General features: G+C 27.3%; 6 protein-coding genes and 1 pseudogene. 4 read left to right on the forward strand and 3 right to left on the reverse strand.

Features of this window, described 5'->3' with window-relative positions; translation table 11 throughout:
• Positions 1 to 109 precede the first annotated feature (109 nt).
• Positions 110 to 697: a signal peptidase I gene (lepB, locus tag ACSUE0_RS14040; RefSeq protein WP_069792598.1), complete on the forward strand. Its 588-nt coding sequence runs from the start codon at positions 110 to 112 to the stop codon at positions 695 to 697.
• Positions 698 to 1,055: 358 nt separating this feature from the next.
• Here lepB and ACSUE0_RS14045 read toward each other — a convergent pair whose 3' ends face one another.
• A complete protein-coding gene (locus ACSUE0_RS14045; RefSeq protein ID WP_358246632.1) occupies positions 1,056 to 1,184 on the reverse strand; it encodes a hypothetical protein in 129 nt (42 codons plus the stop codon).
• 26 nt (positions 1,185 to 1,210) lie between these two features.
• Here ACSUE0_RS14045 and ACSUE0_RS14050 point away from each other — a divergent pair.
• From ACSUE0_RS14050 to ACSUE0_RS14060, 3 genes and pseudogenes are all read left to right on the forward strand, one after another.
• A pseudogene (locus ACSUE0_RS14050) lies at positions 1,211 to 1,414 on the forward strand (helix-turn-helix domain-containing protein); the annotation flags it as partial.
• A gap of 335 nt (positions 1,415 to 1,749) precedes the next feature.
• The gene (gene thrS / locus ACSUE0_RS14055) at positions 1,750 to 3,660 is read left to right on the forward strand and encodes a threonine--tRNA ligase (RefSeq protein WP_069792599.1); all 1,911 of its coding nucleotides are present in this window, start codon (positions 1,750 to 1,752) and stop codon (positions 3,658 to 3,660) included.
• 161 nt (positions 3,661 to 3,821) lie between these two features.
• Positions 3,822 to 4,424, forward strand: a complete 603-nt coding sequence (locus ACSUE0_RS14060) for a recombinase family protein (protein WP_071331830.1) — start codon at positions 3,822 to 3,824, stop codon at positions 4,422 to 4,424.
• 111 nt (positions 4,425 to 4,535) lie between these two features.
• On the opposite strand, the gene dmpI is transcribed toward ACSUE0_RS14060, so the two are convergent.
• Both dmpI and ACSUE0_RS14070 read right to left on the reverse strand, forming a co-directional pair.
• Positions 4,536 to 4,721 carry a 4-oxalocrotonate tautomerase DmpI gene (gene dmpI / locus ACSUE0_RS14065; RefSeq protein WP_069828390.1) on the reverse strand — a complete coding sequence of 62 codons (186 nt, stop codon included), beginning with the start codon at positions 4,719 to 4,721 and terminating at the stop codon, positions 4,536 to 4,538.
• A gap of 17 nt (positions 4,722 to 4,738) precedes the next feature.
• Positions 4,739 to 5,836, reverse strand: coding sequence for a low temperature requirement protein A (locus ACSUE0_RS14070; RefSeq protein WP_436957771.1), 1,098 nt, complete (start codon positions 5,834 to 5,836; stop codon positions 4,739 to 4,741).
• Between the last annotated feature and the right edge of the window lie 164 nt (positions 5,837 to 6,000).

Here is a 6,000-nt window from a genome sequence, read left to right on the forward strand (position 1 = left end):
TTTATCACCTAACCCTATTTTAAAAACTACTTTTTTAAAGTATCATTTATTGAGTATTAAATAAATTTTAAAAAAGTCTAAATTATTATTAAAAAGGATTGTTTAAATTATGAAAAGGAATATTTTTGAATGGCTCCTAGCATTATTAATAGGCGTTGTTATAGCATTACTTTTAACTACTTTTGTAGGGTCAAGATATAGTGTGAGTGGCAACTCTATGGATCCAACTTTTAAAGACAAGAACGAATTAATTATTAATAAATTAGCTGTTCCGTTTCACACTATAAATAGAGGCGACGTTATTGTTTTTCATGCTTCAAAAGATAAAGATTATATTAAAAGATTAATAGGTAAACCTGGTGATGAAGTTAAATATAAAAAGGATAAATTATACATCAATGGTAAATATGTGAAAGAATCTTATTTAACAGCTAATAAAGATAAACGAATTACAAAGTATCTAACCGAAAATTTCAATGTTTCCGAATTAAAGCATTCTAATGGTAAAAAGAAAATACCTAAAAATAAATATTTAGTTTTAGGAGATAATAGATTAATAAGTAATGATAGTAGAAGAGATTTAGGTCTTATTGATAAAGATGATATTGTTGGCAAAGTATTTGTTAGGATATTGCCCATAAAAGACTTTAAATTTAATTTTTACTCAAATGATTTTGATAAAGTAAATGGAAAATAAAGAAAGTCTAAGTAATCGGAGTGAAATTAATGAAGAAAACAAATTGGAAAGTCTATTTTACATTACTAATAATATTTATACCTTTAGTTATTGCCACAATTTTTATACTCCCCAATAATTGCATATACTTTATTTACATTTATCTAATTCTATTTTGGATAATTTACTATATTTTAAATCATCGTGAAAAAAATAGAAAAGATGATTGATACAACCTATATAACAAGGAGGGGACATTATTGAAGAAATTAACTAAAAAATTATCAATCACATTAATTGCCTAACTGGTTTTCATGTATTATATTTTCACAGCAATTGTTTGGAGTCAGTTTTTAATTTTTGGTATTTTTTCAGCTAATTATCCTATAGCTATATCATTTACATTAATTGCTATATCCCTAATCTGTTTTATAATCATCATACCGATGTGCATCATATGGACGTCAATCATATTAATAAAGAATCTAAAGTAAATATAAAAAGACATCTTAAATGTTAAGAAGTCTTTTTTATAAAGGAATTAAAGTAGCTAAAGATAAAGGCGTATACAAAGGCAGGCCTGTACTTTATTCGCCAAATGCTAAAGGTCCTCAGAAACGATTAGTGTATCACAGCGTTGTAGAAATGCTTGAACAAGGCGTTTCAATTAGTAAAATTGCTAAAGAAGTTAATATTACCCGACAAACCGTATATAGAATTAAAAGTAGAGAAATATAAACTATTATTTATAAAATTTACACATTGAAATAATTAGTTAACTAATATATGATTATAGATAATTAAATATTGAATTCAGAGAAAAAGAAAAAGTATCTAACTAAAAACAGGGATTAGAGGTCACCGGCTGAAAACTTCTATACTTATAAATACTTTACTACTTTGGAGATATGTATGAAAATACATCGTTTAATAACATGTTACGTTGTTCAATGAGCCCTAATTGGTTAACAAATCAGTTAGGGAAATTTGGGTGGTACCACGAGACTGCGCTCGTCCCTATATCTATAGGGATAAGCGCAGTTTTTTTATTATAAATAAAAGGAGTGTTATCAATGTTTGCAGATAATGTGAAAGTTAAACTATCAAATAATAATGAATTGGAGGTGCCCCAAGAAACAACATTACTTCATATTACTAAAATTATTGGTAGCTCTTTTTCAAAAAAAGCTGCCCTAGGATATGTTAACGGTGAATTAAAAGAACTCAATTATGTACTCAAAGAAGATTGTAAAGTTAAGTTTATTACTTTTGAAGATCAAGAAGCCGAAGAATCAATCAGATATACATTATCTTTTTTAATCAGTTATATAATTCAAAATCAATTTGAAGGTATTGAAATCGCTGATATAGGAGTTAATAATGAAGATTTTTATTGTGATTTCCAAACTACAATTAAAAATCTTAATAAAGATGATTTGAAACACCTTAACAAATCACTTAATAAGCTTATAGAATCTAACCCCACAATCGAAGTATCAGAAGTATCAATAGAAACAGCAAAACAAGTTTTGGGAGATAAAAAATACATGAAATATCATGTTGAAAATAACGAGGATAGCAAGGTTAGAATTGCTAAAATAGGAGCTTATACATCGATAATTAGTTATCCTATTATTAGTAATTTAGCAAAACTTAAAAACTATAAACTCAAAAATATTTCATCTACAAATTGGCTAAGAGATGTAAATAACGAACCTTTGCAACGTATATCAGGCATAGCTTTTTCTAGTGGAGATGGCTTAAAAGAACACGAAGCATTTCTTGAAAAATACGAAAATATTAATCATAGAAAAATAGGTAAAGAACTCAATTTGTTTACATTTTCTGATTATGCACCTGGTATGCCTTTTTATAAACATAATGGCCAAATTATACGTCTTGAACTTCAAAACCTTTTAAGAAAACTACAATTTGAAGAAGATTATGAAGAAGTTTATACACCGTTTATAATGAATGAGTCATTATGGAAGAATAGTGGACATTGGGATCACTATAAAGATAATATGTATTTTACAGAAGTAGATGATATAAAATATTCACTAAAGCCTATGAATTGTCCAGGACACATGCTCATTTATAAAAATGAACATCACTCATACAGAGATTTACCTATTCGCATGGCTGAATTTGGTCAAGTACATCGACATGAATTAAGTGGCTCTTTAAATGGTTTGTTCAGAGTAAGAACTTTTAATCAAGATGATGCCCATATCTATGTGAGCAAAAACCAAATAGAAAGTGAAATTCTTAATGTACTTAATTTAATTGATAAGGTATATACTATCTTTGGGTTTGACTATAGTATTGAATTATCTACACGTCCAGACGATTATATGGGGGATATCAATTTATGGAATTTTGCCGAAGAATCTCTTGAAAATGTACTTAATTATAATGATTTAGAATATACAATCAACGAAAAAGATGGAGCATTTTATGGTCCTAAAATAGACATCCATATTAAAGATGCATTAGGTAGAAGTCACCAATGTGGCACAATACAACTTGATTTCCAAATGCCTGAAAAATTTGATTTGAACTATATTAATGAGAACAATGAAAAAGAAAAGCCTGTAGTTATTCATAGAGCTATTTATGGATCTATAGATCGTTTCTTAGGTATCTTACTTGAACACTACAGTGGCAAATTGCCTCTATGGTTATCTCCAAACCAAGTTAATATCATACCTGTTAATAACAAAATGCATTTGGATCATGTTGAGAAAATTAAAAAACAACTAAAATCTAAAGGTATAAGAGTTAATGTTGATAAAAGCGAGGAAAAAATGGGCTATAAAATTAGAAATGCTCAAGTTAAAAAAGTGCCCTATACTGTTGTTATCGGTGATGATGAGGTGAAAAACAATACTTTATCTGTCCGAAAACATGGCGGAAATTCAGAACAAACATTTGAAGTATATGATTTTATAGAAAAAGCGATAGAAGAAAAAGACATATTATAGCAAATTACAAAAACCCTTCGTTTATAAAACACACTTTCTCAATTAATTAAGAAAGTGTGTTATTGTTCGTTTAAGGTCTACCCTAATCGAACAATGAAAAGTGCTTGTAAAATGCTGTTTCTATTTGTATGATTAGGGTGTATGAAAATAGGAGGGTAAAAATGATTGTTGGTTATGCAAGAGTTTCAACTATTGATCAAAATTTAGACAGACAAATTGAAAATCTTCAGTCCTTTGGTGCTGAAAAAATATTTACTGAAAAACAATCAGGTAAATCTATAGAAAATAGGCCTACTTTTCAAGAAACGCTAAGTTTTGTACGTATGGGAGATCGTTTAATTGTAGAGTCTATTGATCGTCTAGGCCGGAATTATGATGAGATTATTCAAACGGTTAACTATTTAAAAGAAAAAGAAGTCCAATTGATGATTACAAGCTTGCCTATGATGAATGAAGCAATTGGAAATCCATTGTTAGATAAGTTCATGAAAGATTTAATTATTCAAATTTTAGCAATGATTTCAGAACAAGAAAGAAATGAAAGTAAGCGTAGGCAAGCACAGGGTATTAAAGTGGCTAAAGAAAAAGGCATCTATAAAGGCAGACCTGTACTTTATTCACCAAATGCAAAAGATCCTCAAAAACGTTTGGTCTATTACCGAGTTATAGAAATGTTAGATCAAGGAATTTCTATTAGTAAGATTGCGAAAGAAGTAGATATTACAAGACAGACTGTTTATAGAATTAAAAAGGAACAAGCATAATAGTGTAATTATGCTTGTTCCTTTTTAACTCTATATAAGATATTTGAAATGATAAATCTATGAAACGTATTATTTATTTATTTTTTAATATTAAATGATAGAACGTAAACACTATTCTTGATCACTTAATAATTTTCCTCCAGAACCCACGTTATCTAAGTTGTTTTCTTTTAAAATAACATAATATCCTTCTTTAGGGATTCCAGTAATACGTGAAGCAGTTTCTGTTAATTCCTCAACTAGTTGCTTTTTTTGATCTTTTGTTAAATCTAGTGTTTCTAATTTTAAAATTGGCATAATAGTCAACCTCTTTTCTAAATAAATTCTTTTTTTATTTTATCTTTATAATTAATAAAAACAACTATGACAATGGTAAATATAAAGATTATATTAATTAATATAAAGCTATTTAATATAGACGTTAATACAACACATATAATTATTACCATAGTGTTCAATTTAACCTTGGTAGAATTTAAAATATTACTATAATGCTTAGTATTAAAAAGTAATAGAATTAAATACATTACAAAAGAAATAATATATAAATAATGGTAGTTAAATGAAGAAAAATGATTTTGCTGTATTTCTTCATTCATAACTAAAAACATTATATCTATAAAGTATAGAAGGAATAAATGTATATATAAAGTGAAAAAACCTGTTCTTCTTTTTTCTTCTTTTTCTGTGTATTTATAGTGCAAGGTATATAAAATAAATAGAGATACCAATAACACAAACATTACTATATACACTGGTTTTAATGAGAAAACGCTAATATCACTTGCAATAAATATTAAACCTTCACCAAACATCAATATTACAAATAAACTTAATCGTTCACTCAAATGATCAAAATAAACTGGGTATCTTTTTGCTTGCTTTTGAAAGAACAAAGGTACTATAGATGCTACTGTTACAGCAATTAAAAATATTAAAACATTTGAGCTATCATTAATGAATAAAGCAAAAATTGAAATTAAAGATGCTAATATAAGACTTAATACATATGGTAAAATGAGTCTTATATCAAACCTTTCTTTATTAATAATATAGTTTAATATATATTGCGTAGCAATACTTAAAAATAGAAATATTGTAATTAGAACGCCGGGTGTGAAGGTTGATTGAAAATCTGAATTAATAGCCTTTGAAAGTAATATTATTAAAAACATATCAATAAATACAAATGCATATTGATACCATTTTTTATTAAAAAATCTATTAACTAATAATGTTCTATATACCCATATAGCTACAAAGATAAGAAAAAGCATAAAATTTTTAAGTAAACTTTCAATTGATAAAACACCGTCCGTCATGTGCTCGGTAGCTTGATTAACTTGAGAAAGTATTGAAACAAAAATCAAATCAAAAAATAATTCTGACATACTAACTTCTTTTTTACTCATATTGTACTCCTAATGATATTTTATTTACCATTCTTGATTTGTAGGTCTAACAATAAGTTCATTAACAGCGACATTAGAAGGCTCATTTATTGCAAATGCTATAGCTCTAGCCATATCATTAGGTTCTATTGTGGTTTCATATACAGAAGATACATTACCTTCTA

It is taken from the genome of Staphylococcus sp. AS1337 (genome assembly GCF_051408735.1).
Taxonomy (GTDB): Bacteria; Bacillota; Bacilli; order Staphylococcales; family Staphylococcaceae; genus Staphylococcus; species Staphylococcus xylosus_B.

Excerpts from the sequence above, each read along its gene's own strand:
- thrS (WP_069792599.1), top strand. The coding sequence starts at position 1,750 with ATGTTTGCAGATAATGTGAAAGTTAAACTATCAAATAATAATGAATTG.
- ACSUE0_RS14070 (WP_436957771.1), bottom strand. The coding sequence starts at position 5,836 with ATGAGTAAAAAAGAAGTTAGTATGTCAGAATTATTTTTTGATTTGATT.
- ACSUE0_RS14045 (WP_358246632.1), bottom strand. The coding sequence starts at position 1,184 with ATGTCTTTTTATATTTACTTTAGATTCTTTATTAATATGATTGACGTC.
- lepB (WP_069792598.1), top strand. The coding sequence starts at position 110 with ATGAAAAGGAATATTTTTGAATGGCTCCTAGCATTATTAATAGGCGTT.
- dmpI (WP_069828390.1), bottom strand. The coding sequence starts at position 4,721 with ATGCCAATTTTAAAATTAGAAACACTAGATTTAACAAAAGATCAAAAA.
- ACSUE0_RS14060 (WP_071331830.1), top strand. The coding sequence starts at position 3,822 with ATGATTGTTGGTTATGCAAGAGTTTCAACTATTGATCAAAATTTAGAC.